13 protein-coding genes are annotated in these 16,805 nt (G+C 65.1%); 12 read left to right on the top strand and 1 reads right to left on the bottom strand.

The window, feature by feature from the left end; translation table 11 throughout:
- Positions 1 to 8 precede the first annotated feature (8 nt).
- From M2432_RS09720 to M2432_RS09665, 12 genes are all read left to right on the top strand, one after another.
- Positions 9 to 539 carry a YbaB/EbfC family DNA-binding protein gene (locus M2432_RS09720; RefSeq protein ID WP_280826593.1) on the top strand — a complete coding sequence of 177 codons (531 nt, stop codon included), beginning with the start codon at positions 9 to 11 and terminating at the stop codon, positions 537 to 539.
- The gene (eccA, locus tag M2432_RS09715) at positions 532 to 2,253 is read left to right on the top strand and encodes a type VII secretion AAA-ATPase EccA (protein WP_280826592.1); all 1,722 of its coding nucleotides are present in this window, start codon (positions 532 to 534) and stop codon (positions 2,251 to 2,253) included. The genes M2432_RS09720 and eccA overlap by 8 nt, the downstream gene beginning before the upstream one ends.
- A 3-nt stretch (positions 2,254 to 2,256) precedes the next feature.
- Positions 2,257 to 3,729 (top strand): type VII secretion protein EccB, encoded by a 1,473-nt coding sequence (gene eccB, locus M2432_RS09710; protein ID WP_280826591.1) that lies wholly within the window; start codon positions 2,257 to 2,259, stop codon positions 3,727 to 3,729.
- Positions 3,726 to 5,966, top strand: a complete 2,241-nt coding sequence (eccCa, locus tag M2432_RS09705) for a type VII secretion protein EccCa (protein ID WP_280826590.1) — start codon at positions 3,726 to 3,728, stop codon at positions 5,964 to 5,966. Before eccB ends, eccCa begins: the two co-directional genes overlap by 4 nt.
- Positions 5,963 to 7,708, top strand: coding sequence for a type VII secretion protein EccCb (eccCb, locus tag M2432_RS09700; RefSeq protein ID WP_280826589.1), 1,746 nt, complete (start codon positions 5,963 to 5,965; stop codon positions 7,706 to 7,708). The genes eccCa and eccCb overlap by 4 nt, the downstream gene beginning before the upstream one ends.
- 172 nt (positions 7,709 to 7,880) lie before the next feature.
- A complete protein-coding gene (locus M2432_RS09695) occupies positions 7,881 to 8,177 on the top strand; it encodes a PE family protein (RefSeq protein ID WP_280826588.1) in 297 nt (98 codons plus the stop codon).
- 43 nt (positions 8,178 to 8,220) lie between these two features.
- Positions 8,221 to 9,552 carry a PPE family protein gene (locus M2432_RS09690; protein ID WP_280826587.1) on the top strand — a complete coding sequence of 444 codons (1,332 nt, stop codon included), beginning with the start codon at positions 8,221 to 8,223 and terminating at the stop codon, positions 9,550 to 9,552.
- Between the two features lie 96 nt (positions 9,553 to 9,648).
- The gene (locus M2432_RS09685) at positions 9,649 to 9,951 is read left to right on the top strand and encodes a WXG100 family type VII secretion target (RefSeq protein WP_280826586.1); all 303 of its coding nucleotides are present in this window, start codon (positions 9,649 to 9,651) and stop codon (positions 9,949 to 9,951) included.
- A gap of 62 nt (positions 9,952 to 10,013) precedes the next feature.
- On the top strand, positions 10,014 to 10,304 hold the full coding sequence (locus M2432_RS09680; protein WP_280826585.1) for a WXG100 family type VII secretion target: 291 nt from the start codon (positions 10,014 to 10,016) through the stop codon (positions 10,302 to 10,304).
- Positions 10,305 to 10,414: 110 nt separating this feature from the next.
- Positions 10,415 to 11,809: a MinD/ParA family protein gene (locus tag M2432_RS09675; RefSeq protein ID WP_280826584.1), complete on the top strand. Its 1,395-nt coding sequence runs from the start codon at positions 10,415 to 10,417 to the stop codon at positions 11,807 to 11,809.
- Positions 11,806 to 13,350 (top strand): type VII secretion integral membrane protein EccD, encoded by a 1,545-nt coding sequence (gene eccD / locus M2432_RS09670; RefSeq protein ID WP_280826583.1) that lies wholly within the window; start codon positions 11,806 to 11,808, stop codon positions 13,348 to 13,350. The genes M2432_RS09675 and eccD overlap by 4 nt, the downstream gene beginning before the upstream one ends.
- 102 nt (positions 13,351 to 13,452) lie before the next feature.
- On the top strand, positions 13,453 to 14,712 hold the full coding sequence (locus M2432_RS09665; RefSeq protein WP_280826582.1) for a hypothetical protein: 1,260 nt from the start codon (positions 13,453 to 13,455) through the stop codon (positions 14,710 to 14,712).
- A gap of 54 nt (positions 14,713 to 14,766) precedes the next feature.
- Here M2432_RS09665 and M2432_RS09660 read toward each other — a convergent pair whose 3' ends face one another.
- A complete protein-coding gene (locus M2432_RS09660; protein WP_280826581.1) occupies positions 14,767 to 16,713 on the bottom strand; it encodes a PecA family PE domain-processing aspartic protease in 1,947 nt (648 codons plus the stop codon).
- Positions 16,714 to 16,805: the final 92 nt, after the last annotated feature.

Below are 16,805 nucleotides of genomic sequence, written 5' to 3'. Positions count from 1 at the left end.
CGACGTTGGTGGACCGTCATCCACCCGAGGACGGGTTCGACAGTGACCGACCGGACCCGCTATACGGCGACGAGTCCGACGGCGACGAGGGCGCACTGGACTTCCTCTACCGCGACGAGGATTCCGGCGCCTACCAGCCCGACGACGTCGATGAGGACAGCGACGCCGACGGCGCCGATGAATCTGATGGACGTGCTGACTCTGCACAGTTGCTGTTCACGGTCGCTAACCCACAGCACACCGTGGAGGTGGCCGCCTATCTGGACGGCCGGATCCAGCGGATCAGGCTCGCACCGGGCGTCACCCGGATGACTGAAGTCGAACTGGCGCAGGAAGTCTGTGTCATCGCCGACCTGGCTCGCCAAGACGCCAGATCGGCTCAGTACTCGGTGGTGTATGACGGTCTGAGCAAGCTGGGCCACGATCGTGCGAGCACCCGTGATTTCCTATCCCGAAACCTTGACCTGCCCTCTCCGGAGGATGCCGCAGCGGCGCGTGCGCAGGTTTTCGCAACTCGATATGTAGGTGACAATGACTGACCATCTGGCCGCCATCTTCAACACCGCCTTCGGCATGTTGGACAATTCTCCGGCCCGGTCCATGGAGCTGTTCACAGAGATCACCTCCATCGACGACACCGTCTGCGATGCTTGGATAGGTCGAATCCGCTGCGGCGACTACGACCGTGCGACGCTGTTCCGGGCCTGGTATTCGCGCGGCAATCTGGGTCAGCTGGCCGGTGCGGCGGAAGTGTCGCTGATGGCACTCAACGCCCGAGTGCGCATCGGTGGCGAGCTCGGAGATATTACGTATCCAGTGACCTCGCCGTTGGCGCTGTCGCTGGCGTTCGCCGTCAACGAGGCGGCTGAAGGCAACTATGCCGACGCGATGGATGCCGTCGAGAACACTCCATCCCAGGGCTCCGAGCACCTGGTGGCCTGGGTCAAGGCCGTCATCTATACGGCTGGGCAGCGCTGGACCGATGTGATGGACGTGTTGCGCGGTTCGGACAGCTGGCCGGATGCGTTCTTGTCCTCGGCGGCGTCGGTGGCTCGCGGTGTGGCTGCGGCCAACCTCGGGCTGTTCACCGAGGCCGAGAGCCAGCTGGTGGCGGCCAACGAGTCTCCGGTCGGCGTCGCTTGCGGGCGTGCCATTGCCTGGTACTCGGCCATGACGTTCCGCGCGACCGGTAACGAGGACGCGGCACGCCGGCTGTTGGAGTGGTTGCAGGCCAGCTACCCGGAGCCGAAAGTCACTGCCGCACTGCGTGATCCGAACCACCGGTTGGAAACCACCACGCCGGAGAAGATCGCCGCGCGCAGTGATCCATGGGATCCGAAGAGCGTCGTCGCCGATACGTCCGAACGTGAGCGGATGCTCGCCGAAGCGCAGGCCGAACTGGACCGTCAGATCGGTCTGTCCAGGGTGAAGGAACAGATCGAAACTTACCGCGCCGCAACACAAATGGCGAAGATCCGGGCCGCCCGCGGGATGAAGGTGGGCCAGCAGTCCAAGCACATGATCTTCACCGGTCCCCCAGGCACCGGCAAGACCACCATCGCCCGCGTGGTCGCCAACATCCTGGCCGGTCTCGGCGTCATCGCCGAACCCAAGCTGGTCGAGACCGCCCGCAAGGACTTCGTGGGCGAGTACCTGGGCCACACCGCGGTCAAGACGTCCAAGGTCATCGACCGGGCGCTGGGCGGCGTGCTGTTCATCGACGAGGCGTACACCCTGATTCAGGACGGGCTCCAGGGTGGCGACGCGTTCGGCTCCGAAGCCATCGACACGCTGCTGGCGCGCATGGAAAACGATCGTGACCGGTTGGTGGTCATCATCGCCGGATACAGCTCGGACATCGACCGGCTGCTGGAAGCCAATGACGGCCTGCGGTCCCGCTTCGCCACCCGGATCGAGTTCGAGTCCTACTCCCCCGAGGAAATCGTCGAGATCTCCAAAGTCATTGCCAAGAACAATGATTCGTCGATCAATGAGGAAGCCGGCAAGCACATCCTGGAGGCTGCAACGTTGCTGAGCCAGAAAGAGCTGAACGGCAAGCCCGCCATCGACATCGCGGGCAACGGCCGGTACGCCCGCCAGTTGGTGGAGGCCGGCGAGCAGGCCCGCGACATGCGCCTGGCCCGTTCACTGGACTTCGAGAACCTGCCCACCGAGGCGCTCAGCGAGATCACCGGTGATGACATGGCGTCGGCCATCAATGGTGTGCACCGTCGATTGAACATCGGCGAGTAGTCGATGGCAGATTTCCGGCTCACCACCAAGGTCCAGGTCAGCGGCTGGCGTTTCCTGCTGCGCCGGGTCGAGCACGCCATCGTGCGGCGCGACACCCGGATGTTCGACGATCCGCTGCAGTTCTACAGCCGGGCCGTGTCGCTTGGCCTGGTCATCGCCGTCCTGGTCTGCCTCGGCGCGGCCATGCTGGCGTACTTCAAGCCGCAGGGCAAACGTGGCGAGGACGCGCTGCTGGTCGATCGCAGCACCAACCAGCTGTATGTCGTCATGCCCGGCTCGGAGCAGATTCGCCCGGTGTACAACCTGACCTCGGCACAGCTGGTGCTCGGTCACACCGCCGAACCGCAGGTGGTCAAGCCGGCCGAACTGGCCAAGATGCCCAAGGGCCAACCGATCGGGATCCCAGGTGCGCCGTACGCCACCGCGGTGACCAGCTCGGTGTCGACCTGGTCGCTGTGCGACACCGTCACCAAGCCCGAGAGCGTAACCCCGACGGTCGAGACCTCAGTGCTGATTCAGCCGCTGATGATGATCGGCGACGTCGCTCCCCTGCGGGCCGACCAGGGCGTGCTGGTGAAGTTCCAGGACCGGACCTGGTTGATCACCAAGTCGGGCCGGCATTCGATCGATCTGGCCGACCGCGCCATAACCTCGGCCGTCGGCATCCCGGTCGGCACCAAAGCCGCCCCGATCTCTGAGGGGTTGTTCAATGCGATCCCCAACGTCGGCCCGTGGGTGCTGGCGCCTGTGCCGGCCGCCGGAGCCCCGAACACTCTTGGCTTGCCGCCGAATTTGGTGATCGGGTCGGTGTTCCAGACCCTGTCGGACAACAGCAAGCAGCAATACGTGGTGCTGCCCGACGGCGTGGCGAAGGTCAACGAGACCACCGCCGCGGCCCTGCGCGCCACCAACTCCTTCGGTCTGATCTCGCCGCCGTCGGTGGAATCCAGCGTCGTGGCCAAGATCGTCGAGCAGACCTATTCGTCACCACTGCCGGACAAGCCCATGACCATGCTGCTGCCGCAGGACGATCCGACACTGTGCTGGGCGTGGGAGCGCGAACCTGGTGATCAGTCACCCAAGACCGCCATCATCGCCGGCCGGCACCTGCCGCTGCCGCCGAGTGCGGTGGGCACCGGTATCAAGCAGATCGAGGGTGATGCCACCGTGTACATCGATGGCGGGCAGTTCATCCGGTTGCAGTCCCCCGATCCGCGCTACGGCGAGGCGCAGTACTACATCGACGCCCAGGGCATTCGGTACGGCATAGCCAACAACGACACCGCGAAGGCATTGGGGCTCAGTGCTCCGGTGACGGCGCCCTGGCCGGTGGTCAGCCTGCTGGTCGAAGGTCCGGTGTTGTCCAAAGAGGCCGCGTTGCTCGAGCACGACACCCTGCCGTCCGACCCCAAGCCTCGAAAGGTGCCCGGCGGTAACGACAACGCTGCGCCTGCGCATCCGGGAGGAGCGTCATGACTACCAAGAAGTTCACCCCGAATATGAGGCGGGGTCCGCGCTTGACCCCGGGCGAGATCAACGTGACACCGCCTGATGACCTGGGTATCGAGATCCCGGCGTCGGGTATGCAGAAGGTCATGCCGTACGTGATGGGCGGCGGCATGATCGGAATGATCGCCATCATGGTCTTCACCGGCGTTCGGCAGCTCTCGCCGTACATGCTGATGATGCCGCTGATGATGATCATGGGCACGGTCGGCTACATGTCCAGCGGCGGAGGCGGCGGCAAGAAGGTGCCCGAGATCAACGAGGACCGCAAGGAGTATCTGCGGTACCTCGCCGGCCTGCGCTCCCGGGTGACCTCCTCCGCGGACGCGCAGGTCGCCTTCTTCGGATACCACGCGCCCCATCCGGACGACCTGTTGTCCATCGTCGGGACCAATCGGCAATGGTCACGCGGCATCAGCGGACCCAACGCCGACTTCTTCGTCGGTGCCCGGGTCGGCATCGGCGCCGAGGCCGCTGTGGACCGGTTGCTCAAGCCGAATATCGGGTCCGAACTGGCCGGACCCATGGCGGCGCCGCAGGCGCATCTGGAGCCGGTCAGCCACATGTGGGTGACCAAGTTCCTGCGCACTCATGGCCTGGTGCACGACAACCCAAAGTTGGTGATACTCAAGTCTTTTCCGACCATCGCCATTGGTGGTGACCCGGGACGCGCGCGTGGCCTGCTGACCGCCATGATCTGTCACCTTGCGGTTTTCCATCCGCCGGACGTGCTGCAGATGCGGGTGCTGATGGACGACCTGAACGACCCGGACTGGGCCTGGGTCAAGTGGCTGCCACACGTGCAGAGCCAAACCGAATCTGACGACGCGGGTGCCAAGCGCATGGTGTCCACCAAGCCCGACGGACTCGCCGATCTGACCGCTCGTGGACCGCACAGTGCCGACTCGGCCCCGTCAGGCCCCTATGTGGTGGTGATCGACCTGACCGGCGGCAGGGCCGGTTTCCCGGTGGACGGCCGGGCCGGCGTGACGGTGCTGACCAAGGGCAACCACCGCGGTTCGGGCTACCGAATCAAGGTGGACGAGGACGGCACCGCTCATGACAAGCTGCCCAACTCGGCGTACCGGCTGATCACCGATGTCACCGACACCATGACCCCGACCGAGGCCGGACGTCTGGCCCGCAAGCTGGCGGGTTGGTCCATCACCGGCACCATCCTGCAGGCCGGACAGCGGGTCCAGAAGAAGGTCTCCAACGAGTGGCAGCACCTGGTGGGTGCGCGCACGGTCGAGGAAGTCACCCCGCGACGCTGGCGGATGTTCCCGGACCAGGATCGGGACCGGCTCCGTATTCCGTTCGGGCACGAGCTCAAGTCCGGCGAGATCATGTACCTGGACATCAAGGAAGGTGCCGAATTCGGTGCCGGTCCGCACGGCATGCTCATCGGTACGACGGGTTCGGGTAAGTCGGAATTCCTTCGCACCATGATCCTTTCGCTCGTTGCGACGCACCATCCGGACCAGGTCAACCTGTTGCTGACCGACTTCAAGGGCGGGTCGACATTCCTCGGCATGGAGAAGTTGCCGCACACCGCGGCGGTTGTCACCAACATGGAGGAAGAGGCCGAGTTGGTGGGACGTATGGGTGAGGTGCTCACCGGTGAACTGGACCGGCGCCAGGGCATCCTGCGCCAGGCCGGCATGCAGGTCGGCGCGGCGGGCGCGCTCTCCGGGGTGGCCGAGTACGAGAAATATCGCGAACGCGGAGCCGATCTTCCCCCGCTGCCAACGCTTTTCGTGGTCGTCGACGAGTTCGCCGAGTTGCTGCAGAACCACCCGGACTTCATCGCGCTGTTCGACCGCATCTGTCGCGTCGGCCGCTCGCTGCGGGTGCACCTGCTGCTGGCAACCCAGTCGCTGAACACCGGCGGTGCCCGTATCGACAAGCTGGAGCCCAACCTGACGTATCGAATTGCCTTGCGCACCACCAGTTCTGCTGAGTCCAAGGCAGTGATCGGCACGCCTGAGGCGCAGTACATCACCAACAAGGAGAGCGGCGTCGGCTTCCTCCGGGTGGGTATGGAGGACCCGGTGAAGTTCGCCAGTGTCTACACCGGCGCAACTTATGTGCCGACCAAGGCTGAGGCCGAGGACGGCGACGATTCCCAGCGGGTCATCGCGCAGAACACCTTCCGCATCCGTCCGTTCACCGCGGCGCCGATGGCTGATTCGGGGGCCCAGCGATGACCAACACCGAACAGCGCGCGCTGCGCGAAGTGGTCCTCAATCAGCTGACCACAGGCGAGAGCCGTGCCTACAAGATGTGGTTGCCGCCGCTGCTGGACCCGGTGCCGGTCAATGAACTGATCGAGCGTGATCAGCGTCAACCTTTGCGGTTCGGCCTGGGCATCATGGACGAGCCGCGCCGGCATCGTCAGGAGGTGTGGGGCATCGACACCTCTGCGGCCGGCGGCAACATCGCCATCGGTGGTGCGCCGCAGACCGGTAAGTCGACCTTCCTGCAGACCCTGATCCTGTCGGCGGCCGCCACCCACACCCCGCGTCAGGTGCAGTTCTACTGCGTCGATCTCGGCGGTGGTGGCCTCATGTACCTTGAGGACCTGCCGCACGTTGGCGGTGTGGCTATCCGTTCCGAACCAGACCGCGTGATGCGCGTCGTCGCGGAAATGAAAGCTGTTCTGCGACAACGCGAAGCGATGTTCAAGGAACACCGCATCGGTTCGATCGCGAGCTATCGGCAGGTGCGTGAGGACCCCAACCACCCCGCGTCGCAGGACCCGTTCGGCGATGTCTACCTGGTCATCGACGGCTGGCCGGCGTTCACCGGGGAATTCGGCGACCTCGAACCGACCGTCCAGGACCTGGCCGGTCAGGGCCTCGCGTACGGGGTGCACGTCATCATCACCACCCCGCGGTGGACCGAGCTGAAATCCCGTGTCCGTGACTACCTGGGCACCAAGGTCGAGTTCCGGCTCGGTGACGTCAACGAGACACAGATCGACCGCATCACCAGGGAGATCCCGACCAACCGGCCGGGCCGCGCGGTTTCCATGGAGAAGCACCACCTGATGATCGGTGCGCCCCGAATGGACGGGGTGCACAGCCTCGACGACATCGTGCCCGCCATCACCGCCGCGGTGGATCGCATCGCGTCTCTGCACACCGACATGGCACCTCGCGTCCGGGTCTTGCCCGAGCGCATTTATCTGCACGAACTCGATCCGAATCCGCCGGGACGGGAAAGCGACTACAACACCCGCTGGACCGTGCCGCTGGGTGTGCGCGAGTCCGATCTATCGGTGGCTTACAACAGCATGTACGCCACCCCGCACTTGCTCATCTTCGGTGCACCGAAGTCGGGCAAGACCTCCATCGCCCATGCGGTGGCATCGGCCATCTGTTCGCGCAACAGCCCTGAACAGGTGCGATTCGTGCTGGCCGACTTCCGTTCGGGCCTGCTCGACGCCGTCCCGCAGAGCCACCTGCTGGCCGCCGGTGCCATCAACCGGAACATCGCGACCTTGGAAGAGACGATCAAGGCGCTGGCGGCAAACTTGAAGAAGCGACTGCCGCCGCCGGATCTGACCACGGCACAGCTACGTGCGCGGTCCTGGTGGACAGGTCCGGACGTGGTTCTGCTGGTCGATGACTGGCACATGATCGTTGCGGCGAGCGGCATGGCTTCGCCCATGGCGCCGTTGGGTCCGCTGCTGCCGGCTGCGGCGGACATCGGTCTGCACATCATCGTAACGTGTCAGATGAGCCAGGCGCACCGGTCGACCATGGACAAGTTCGTCGGAACCGCGTATGGCGCTGGTTCGCCCACATTGTTCCTATCGGGCGAGAAAACGGAGTTCCCGTCGCAGGAGATCAAGCTCAAGCGCAGGCCACCTGGCCAGGCGTTTCTGGTCTCGCCGGATGCCAAGGAAGTCATCCAGGCGGCCTATGTAGATCCCCCCGCGGAATAAGTGTAGGTGACCCCCTGAAAGCCTCGGTAGTATCTAGCACAGACGTTCAGCAACGCTGACGCCCGCTTGTCGGGAGGGGTAAACGGGGGTTTCGAACTTGGCTTCGGAATTCTGAGCCTGCGCGACTCGCACAATTCCATACCGCAATTCTGAATTGGTAAGGAGCTAAGAAATGCAGCCATTGGAGCACAATCCGGGTGCGGTTGGTATTGGTACCGAGGTCGTGGCTAACGGTGCCCGCGGCTTGGCCACCGGCACCGCGACAACTGCCGAGATCAGCGCGTTGCTGCCAGCCGGTGCAGAGGAAGTTTCGCTGCAGGCGGCCCTGGCATTTGCGTCGGAAGGTATCGAGGCAATGGGGTTGAACGCATTCGCACAAGAGGAGCTTGCTCGCGCTGGTTCTGCGTATGTCGAAGCGTCAACCATTTACGAGACTGTCGACGACGCCAACGCCTCCACCCTTCTTTAACGCAAGCTGAATCAACCCTGTACTGAGCTGAGGACAGCAAACAATGGTGGCCATACCCGCGATTCCCGGGATGCACTACCCCGCATTTCCTCCGGAGGTCAACACCGGCCGTTTGATGGCCGGTGCCGGTGCGGCCCCTATGCTGCAGGCCGCCGCGGGCTGGGAGGCGTTGGCCATCGCGTTGGAGACCCAGGCCATCGAGCTCGCCGGCAACCTCGCCTCACTCAGCGGTACGTGGTCCGGAGCGGCTAGCGAGCGGGCGGTATCGGCCACGACGCCCATGGTGATGTGGCTGCAAACCACCGCCATGCAGGCCCAGAAGCGGGCACTGCAGGCCATCGCGCAGGCCAATTCGTATGTCACTGCAATGGCCACCACGCCGCAGCTGCCCGAGATCGAAATGAACCACGTCACGCATGGGGTCCTGGAAGCCACCAACTTTCTGGGCATCAACACCATGCCCATCGGGTTCAACGAGATGGATTACGCGCGGATGTGGGCGCTGGCCGGCACCGTGATGGAGACGTATTCGGCCGAGACCAGCCTCAACACGATCTTCGAGGCCATCGAGCCCATGCAGCCGATCGTCATGCCGGGTGTCGGTGAGAGCACAGCGGCGGCAGCGCTGGCGCAGGCCGCGACGATGATGCCCGAAGCTGCGGCGCGGAACCTGATCATGGGCCAGGTCTCGGGCCAGTCAGTCATGGAAGAGGCAGCTCTGTGGGGCGGCAACGCCGCGTCGCAGTTCAACTATGCCGCTCAGCGTGCCGAGGGTCAGGCGCAGCGCAGCCAGACCGCGGCACAGCAGCAGCAACCGCAGGACGGTGCGCAGCAGGGCAGCCAGATGCTGATGCAGGTTGTCTCGCAGGTCGGTTCGCAGGCCGCTCAGATTCCGCAGCAGCTTGGGCAACTGATTACTCAGCCGGTGCAGCAGCTCAGCCAGCCCATGCAGCAGATGACGCAGATTTTCAGTCAGTTGGGCAGCAGCTTTGGGCAGAGCAACGGGCCGCAGATGGGGTTCATGGGTGCCAGCCCGTTCACCAACCATCCGGCTGCGGGGGGCTCAGGCGCCGCGACCGGTGCCGGTCTGGTTCGGGCGGCGTCGCTGCCCGGTATGGGCGGTACAACCGCGCGGACCCCGCTGATGGCTTCGCTGGTCGGCGGCCCGGAAGGGGCATCCGCCGCCACGGCCTTGGCCGAGGAGGGTGCCGGCGCCGCGGCCGGCGCGTCTGCGGCCGGTAAGGCACCCATGAGCGGTCCCGGCGGCGCCTTGGGCATGAAGCCCAAGAACGAGAAGGACGTCGGAACCAAAGAGGCGCTCAAGGCGCCGGGGGCTCTGGTCCAAGACCTTGATGATGAAGACGACGACTGGTGAGTCGTCGCAACTACACAGACTTTCCGGCCCCGGGGGGTCGGCAAGGACTCGCCATTCCCGTGGTGAGGACACAGGAAAAAGGAAGGTGATCCAAACATGTCCATCATGAGTACCGATGCCGCAGTCCTCGCCTCTGAGGCTGCGAACTTCGACCGTATCGGCGGGGAACTGAAGGGCGTCATGGCGCACGTCGAGTCCACCGCGGGTTCGCTGGCATCGCACATGGTTGGCCAGTCCGGTACCGCTACGCAGCAGGCTCTGATCCGTTTCCACGAGGCCGCCATGCAGCAGGTCCAGGAACTGACCGACATCTCGAACAACATCCAGAACGCCGGTGTGCACTACACCTCCAGCGATGAGGATCAGGCCTCAACGCTGCAGGGCCAGATGAATCTCTGACCAAGTTCACAAACTTTTCAACCAGAGTTCCAACAAAAAATAGACTTAGAAACGGAGAAATCATGAGTGGCGAACAGCATTGGAATTTTGCTGGCATCGAAGGCGGCGCCGGCGACATCCTGGGTGCGGTGAGCACCACCCACGGCCTGCTCGACGAGGGCAAGAGTTCGCTGATGAAGCTGGCCGCAGTCTGGGGCGGCGACGGTTCGCAGGCCTACCAGGCCGTGCAGCAGCGCTGGGACAACACCGCTGCCGAGCTGAACTCTGCGCTGCAGAACCTGGCGCACGCCGTCAGCGAGGCTGGCCAGACCATGGGCCAGACCGAGGCCGGCGTCACCGGGATGTTTGCCTAAAACGGCTGACTACAGGTGGTGGGCAGGTCGGCGTAGGGTCGTGCCTGCCCACCTCTGCGCGCTTAGGCTTCATGTGCGCTCAGGCGTTATAACCACGACGAGAGGTACTCATGTCCGCCGACTATGACCGGCTCTTCAACAACTCGGGCGCAAGTCAGGCCGACAACGATGAAGCGACGAGGACCGTCGATCCTGCCACCCTCGCGGCTGCAGCCCAGATGTCGGCCAACCAGGCCGCCGGTGCTGCCGCGGCCGCTCGGGCCGAAGCGCAGTCTCAAGGTGCAGGTCACTCTCAACAACCTCCGGTCGGGGGCGTCATGCCACCCCGGGCCACTGAGGTCACCACCCACATGCCGCCGACGCAGCCGCAGTTCATGCAGAACGGTCTGATGCGTGCGCCGTATGCCGGCAATCAGGCCGGTGCCCAATACGAGCAGCCGCGCCAGTCCATGACCGCACCGCGTCATGCGACACCGCAGCCCCAGTACTACGTGCCCGAACCGCAGGCCGCCATGCAGTGGCACGAGCAGCAGATGCCGGATCAGGCCCAGACGTCGGCAGCCACCATCGGAGATCACCGTGCGATCGATGCGCTCTCGCACGTAGGTGTGCGGGCCGGCGTGAAGATGCCGTCCCAGCGCGGATGGCGGCACTGGTTGTACGTGACCACCCGGATCAACCTCGGCCTCTCCCCCGACGAACTGTACGAGCTGGACTTGTACAGCCGGATTCGTCGCAACGCGCGCGATTCCTACCAGATCGGCATCCTCGGTCTGAAGGGCGGCGTCGGTAAGACCGCGGTCACCGTCACGCTCGGATCGATCATGTCCAAGGTCCGCGGCGATCGGATTCTGGCCGTCGACGCCGACCCAGATGGCGGCAACCTGGCCGACCGTGCCGGCCGCCAGTCGGCAGCGACCATTTCGGATCTGCTATCGGACAAAGAGCTGAGTCGCTACAACGACATTCGCGCCTACACGAGCATGAACAGCTCCAACTTGGAGGTGCTGTCGTCGGCGGAATACAGCGTCGCGCGCCGGGACTTCAACGAGGAGGACTGGCAGGGCGCGGTCAAGGTTGTTTCGCAGTACTACAACCTGGTGCTGGCCGACTGCGGCGCTGGCCTGTTCCACTCGGCATCCCGCGCCGTGCTCAAGACCGTTTCGGGTCTGATCATCGTCGCCAGCGCCTCGATCGACGGTGCCCGTCAGGCCGCCGTCACCATGGACTGGTTGCGGCAGAACGGATATCAGGACCTGCTGAGCCGGGCATGTGTCGTGATCAATCACGTGACGCCGGGCAAGACCAACATCGACGTGGACGACTTGGTGCAGCAGTTCGAACGGCATGTTCCCGCGGGGCGTGTCATCGTGTTGCCGTGGGACAAGCACGTCGCGGCGGGGTCCGACATCCAGCTTGATCTGCTGGGCAAGACCTACCAGCGCCGGGTCACGGAACTGGCAGCTGCCCTCTCCGATGACTTCGATCGGCTCGAACGTCGGTGACCGCCACAGCCAGCCCCGCCACAGCATCTTCGGGTGTGGCGGAGGCGAAGCCAACCCGCCCGTCGGCAACCCGCGTCACCATCTTGACCGGCCGTCGGATGACCGACCTGGTGCTGCCGGCGGCTACACCGATCGAGACGTACATCGACGAGACGGTGAACGTGCTGGCCGATCTGTTGGACGGCACCCCGGCCGAGGTACTGGCCGGATTCGACTTCAAAGCCCAGGGTGTGTGGGCCTTCGCGCGGCCGGGCTCCCCGCCGCTGAAGGCCACTGAGTCGCTCGACGAAGCAGGCGTGGTCGACGGCGCGCTGTTGACGTTGGTCTCGGTCAGCCGTACTGAGCGTTACCGGCCGCTGGTCGAGGACGTCATCGATGCCATGGCGGTACTTGAGGAGTCTCCGGAGTTCGACCGCAAAGCGCTGAATCATCTTGTGGGCCTTGCCATTCCGGTAGCCGCCCTGGCCATCACCTGGGCATCGCTATGGACCTGGTCGAAGGCCGGCCACGGCTGGTGGTGGCTGCTCGTACTGGGGGTGCTCGGTCTGCTGGTGTTCGGCGCAAGCTTCGTGGCCAAGAACCGCTACGACAACGTCGATCTGTCCGAGAGCCTCCTGGTGGCCGCGCTTCCGCTACTCGGTGGTGCGGCTGCGTTGGCAGTGCCCCTGCCCCGGGGAATCAGCGGCCTGGGTGCACCCCAACTCGCCGGCGCGGCTGCGGTTGTCCTCGCGGTGGTTCTGGCAACCCGGGGTGGTCCTCGGCAGCGGGCCGCGGCGGCTTCCTCCACGGCCGTGATTGCCGTGGCAGTGACGGCCGGGGCGGTGGCCTACGGTTACGGCGGCGCGTCGTGGGTGCCGGCAGGCGCCATTGCGTTCGGCCTGATCGTGCTGACCAACTCGGCGAAGCTGACGGTCGCAGTGGCGCGTATCGCGCTGCCGCCAATTCCGGCACCTGGCGAGGTGATCGCCAATGAAGAACTGCTGGATCCCGTTGCCGCGCACAGCAATATCACCGATGAAGAGTCCGCGACCTGGCGGGCCATCATCGAATCGGTGCCGGACTCGGCGGCCCGGCTCACCGAGCGCAGCACCCTTGCCCGGCAGTTGCTGATCGGATTCCTCGGTGGCGGTGTGCTGGTACTGACGGCCGGTTCCATCGCGGTTCTCGAGCACGGCCACTTCTTCGTCCACACCCTGATCGTGGCGGGCCTGGTCACGGTGGTCTGCGGCTTCCGTTCCCGGTTGTATGCCGAACGTTGGTGCGGCTGGGCGTTGTTGGCGGCGACGGTTGCGATCCCAACCGGTGTCATGATCCGGCTGTGTCTCTGGGATCCGAACGGTGCTTGGCTTGTGATCGCGCTGTACGTGGTCCTGGCATCCGTGGCGCTGGTGGTGGTGGGTGCCACTGACGGCGTACGGCGGGTCTCGCCGGTGACAAAGCGGATTCTGGAGTTGACGGACGGTGCGGCGATTGCTGCGGTGATCCCGATGCTGCTGTGGATCGCAGGCGTCTACGACCAGATTCGGAACATCCGCTTCTAAGGCCCGGGTGCCGCTGAGGGCCGCATTTGATGGTGCCCGGTGATCCTGGTGATGTGGTCCATTGCTTAATTCATTAGCCGAAATTTAGGGAGAAGTGCGTTTATGTCCCAAAGCAACGAACCGAATGCCGCCGGTGAGGCGCAGCAGCCTGGACCGGCTTCGCCGGAGGCGGCTTCAACACAGCCCGCCAACTTCCAGGATGACGGCCAGACTCCGTTGGTGAATCGGCCGTCGGCCGAGTTGACCCGGGTGGACGGCAAGACCCAGACGCCGCCGTCGGCTCAGCCGACCCCCGAGGTGGCGGCCTGGCAGCCGCCTGCGGCGCTCGAGCCGACCGCTTGGCAGCCCCCCGCCGCGCCGCAAACACCTGCGTGGCAGCCGCCGGCTCCGGGAGCGCAGGTTGGGTGGCATCAGTCGACCGCCGCGTTCCCTTCGGCATCGGCACCGGCCGGTCCGTACGGTCAGGACGCCACGCCGAACTGGCAGCCGCCTGCCGCCGGCTACTCCCCCGCCCCGTATGGCCAAGGTGTCGGTCCGGCGGTTCAGGGGTGGCAGCCCCCGGGTGCAACGCAGGCCCCGCAACCGCAGTTCGGACAGCCGATGCCAGGTGCCCCCGCTCCGGGTCAGCAGCAGCAGTGGAACCCCGCGCCGGGCGTTCCGGGGTACGGTGCCCCGACCCCTCAGCCTGCGCAGGGGTACAGCCCCTTTGGCGCGGCGGGCCATCCGGGATTCGGCCAGCCGGGCCAGCCAGGATTCGGGGCGCCCCAGCCCGGGAACCCCTATGGCCAGGCGGGTGCACCGTACGGCGGCCCGGTGGGGCCGCAGCAGACTCCGGTCGAGATGGCCAAATCGGCTCTGAACAAGAGTGGGTCGTTCATCTTCCGGACCATGAGCCAAGGCGTCCGTGGTGAGCTGATCAAGCAGCCGTGGTTCCAGGGCATGCGGAGCAATGCTCAGGGCGCCAATCAAATTGCTTACATTGGAACAGCTGTGTGGGCCTTGGTGGCCGCACTGGCGGTCTTTATGGCAGGCGTACCAGGAGCGGTCTTCGCGGCTGTGGTCGGCCTCGCGCTGATCTACGTTCTGCTGGCGCTCGGTACCAAGGTCGGGGCCCAGTGCGCGGCGTACGGCATCTGTGGAATCGGCATCGCCGGCTTGATCTATCTGGTGATCGCTAGGGCAATGTTCATCGCCGACCTCAGCAGCATCCCTGATTCGCCCTACGCGCACGTGTCGACTGGTGGCTCCATCGCGGAGGCTGTGGTCGCTATCTTGGTGTCCTTCGTGCTCGGCGCCGTGGCAGGCTACATTTCCTTGCAGATCCAGAACGGTATGAAGAAGATCGCCGCCGGCCAGTTCTGAGATAGCTACCCTGTCGATCGCGCGCACCGGCTTCCGGTGCGTGCGATGGTCGTTTTAGTAGTCGAAAACCGTTGTGCCCTCAGGGGTGTCGTATCCGATGTAGATCGGGTAGAGACTGAACGGCGCATATCCGGTGTTCATTGCGTCGGCTGACCCATCGTCGGTGGTGACGTACGGCGAGTTCGATCCGGATGTGAAGTACGAGTACAGCAGGGTGCCGTCTGGGGCATACACACTGATCGGCGTGCCGTTCTTGATGGTTGTTGCGCCGGACAGCACCGCCGACGGAAGGGTGCCGGTGACGCCGCCGGAGTCGATGATCAACCAGATCGGGTGGCTGGAACCGTTGACCACAACTGTGCCCAGCGCGTAGGGCGAGCCTGACACCGTCGTCCGGGCGGGCAGCGAGTTGGGCCCGAAGACCAGCCTTCCCCCGGCCTCGTCGATCAGCACTCCGTCGGCCAGCTCGCCTGGCAGCGCCGCGGTGACGATGCTGGGGCCGGGTCCGAAGGCATTGGCACCGATGCCGAGAACCCCGACCACCCCGTCGCCGGAGATGTAGTTCTCAAACGCAGTTTCCGAGGATGCGTCGACGATGTTGACCGCCGTCGGCTCGGTGACGATGCCGTTGCCGAAGTCGACCGTCGTGTTGTAGGTGGTGTAGGTGTAATTCAGGCCGCCCGCGTACGCGCCTGCCCCGGCGCCGGTAGCGGCCCCGAGCCCGCTCTGTCCGACGTTGTTGCTTCCGATCACCAGCCCGGACGAGCCGGTGTCGACCAGCACTGGGACCAAGGGCCCGCCGTTGACCCGAACGTAGACGATCGGCTCGGTGCCGGCGTACATGATCAATGGCACCACGCCGTACACCCGGGCATTCGTCGCAGCGGCCGAGATCAAGTTGGTGGTCGAGGTCGCCTCCGCCGAGGACACACCGAACCAGGCGAGCGCCGGGGTGGTACTAGCTGCGCTCTGAAGCATGAACACAGCGAACCCGGGCAGCTGCTGGGTGCCACTGAGCACCATCCTGGCGAAGGCCTGGCCCAGCGGGTTGTTCACGTTGTCGGCGACCGCCTGCATCTGGCTCGGGTTGTTGGTCTGCCAGGTGGTCAGCGCCCACTGTGCAACAGCGAGGTCGGTCTGCGCGCCGAGTGTGGCCAAGCCGGCGAAGACGTTGCCCTGGCCCCATGTGTCGGTATTGAGCTGAGTCTTGGCGGTCGAGATTTGTTGCAGCGCCAGCGCGGTGAATGTGCCGGGCTGGGCGACGGAGCTACCCAGCCAATTGGTCGTCTCCGGCGTGGCGAGAGCGCTGGAGGCTGCAGCACTGGTGGTTTTGGTCGTGGCGTTTGCCGTGGTCTGGCCGGTTTCAGATGTCGTGGTGGAAGCGGCCGTTGTGGGGAGGGACGCGGCCGCCGTGGCGACCGAGGCCGCAGTGCTCGCGAGATCGTTACTGACCTCGTCGACGGCTCCGCTGACGGCCTGACCGATCGCCCTGCTTATCAAGCGAGGAGACGACGGAGTACCTTTGTCGCCCTTGGTATTTCGAGATAGAACCGGGGCAGTGCTGGAGTCGGTCAGCGCGGTTTTGCTCACCGCCGTCGGCGAGTCCGTAGCGAGAGCGGCGGCAGTGGTACGGGTGGTCTTCGGCGTCGACTGCTCGTCGGCCTGTGTCGCGTCATAGGCGTCGCCGGCGGTCGGTGCCTTGGCAGCAACGTGCCGGGCCGGATTCTCGGACGCCGGCGTCGCCGAGTCCGACGTAGGCGAATGCCCGCTGTCGCGGATGTGCTTGGCCGGAGACTTTGTGGTCTGCCTGGCGGGGGAGGAGGTATGGGTGGAACTGGCGTCGGAGGCATGCGTGGACGACGAATCGTTGGTCGGCCCCGCATTTGCCACCGCGGTGCCGCCGAGCAGTGCAGCACCCACGCCCGCGGTCGTCACGCCGGCACCCAGCCAGGCCGATACGGTCAACACGCGACGACCTTTGCGGCGGTGTGTACCGGCCATGACGAACTCCTTCACATCTGCGGACCGTGCCGTCTGACGCCAGCCGCGCAAACTTGCTGCTCGGGCATTTGGCTATCCGACGGCACTCGGAC

The organism is Mycobacterium sp. OTB74 (genome assembly GCF_029892685.1).
In the GTDB taxonomy this organism is placed as follows: Bacteria; Actinomycetota; Actinomycetes; order Mycobacteriales; family Mycobacteriaceae; genus Mycobacterium.
The sequence above is the reverse complement of the archived record's forward strand: the minus strand, read 5'-3'. Positions and strand labels throughout refer to the sequence as shown.

Excerpts from the sequence above, each read along its gene's own strand:
- eccA (WP_280826592.1), top strand. The coding sequence starts at position 532 with ATGACTGACCATCTGGCCGCCATCTTCAACACCGCCTTCGGCATGTTG.
- eccB (WP_280826591.1), top strand. The coding sequence starts at position 2,257 with ATGGCAGATTTCCGGCTCACCACCAAGGTCCAGGTCAGCGGCTGGCGT.
- eccCa (WP_280826590.1), top strand. The coding sequence starts at position 3,726 with ATGACTACCAAGAAGTTCACCCCGAATATGAGGCGGGGTCCGCGCTTG.
- eccCb (WP_280826589.1), top strand. The coding sequence starts at position 5,963 with ATGACCAACACCGAACAGCGCGCGCTGCGCGAAGTGGTCCTCAATCAG.
- M2432_RS09695 (WP_280826588.1), top strand. The coding sequence starts at position 7,881 with ATGCAGCCATTGGAGCACAATCCGGGTGCGGTTGGTATTGGTACCGAG.
- M2432_RS09690 (WP_280826587.1), top strand. The coding sequence starts at position 8,221 with ATGGTGGCCATACCCGCGATTCCCGGGATGCACTACCCCGCATTTCCT.
- M2432_RS09685 (WP_280826586.1), top strand. The coding sequence starts at position 9,649 with ATGTCCATCATGAGTACCGATGCCGCAGTCCTCGCCTCTGAGGCTGCG.
- M2432_RS09680 (WP_280826585.1), top strand. The coding sequence starts at position 10,014 with ATGAGTGGCGAACAGCATTGGAATTTTGCTGGCATCGAAGGCGGCGCC.
- M2432_RS09675 (WP_280826584.1), top strand. The coding sequence starts at position 10,415 with ATGTCCGCCGACTATGACCGGCTCTTCAACAACTCGGGCGCAAGTCAG.
- M2432_RS09665 (WP_280826582.1), top strand. The coding sequence starts at position 13,453 with ATGTCCCAAAGCAACGAACCGAATGCCGCCGGTGAGGCGCAGCAGCCT.
- M2432_RS09660 (WP_280826581.1), bottom strand. The coding sequence starts at position 16,713 with ATGGCCGGTACACACCGCCGCAAAGGTCGTCGCGTGTTGACCGTATCG.